The 255-nt window shown below is 47.8% G+C and carries 1 protein-coding gene; it reads right to left on the minus strand.

Going from position 1 to position 255, the window contains the following annotated elements; translation table 11 throughout:
- The coding region (locus tag ACU8YC_RS28765; protein ID WP_446896482.1) for a hypothetical protein at positions 1 to 255 on the minus strand (255 nt) is incomplete at both ends.

Below are 255 nucleotides of genomic sequence, written 5' to 3' on the forward strand. Positions count from 1 at the left end.
AAAAATGTCTGTGCGGCGCCGCGAAAAAATGCGTCTGCATTATTCCCTTTTTCAGGTATTGCCGTAATGTGTCAGGCAATAAACCGGCACTTTCGACAAACAGCGTTCGCCCGATGTAATTCGCCACAGCTTTATCAGAAAGACGAACACTGTTCTGAATAATGACAAAGTGCGCGTTCCGGTTACATCGTCTCAGGTTGTAAAGCAGTCCCACGTGATTACGGGCGACCACATCCAGTATCAGACACTGTGGTC

Source organism: Citrobacter sp. VF227, assembly GCF_052950715.1.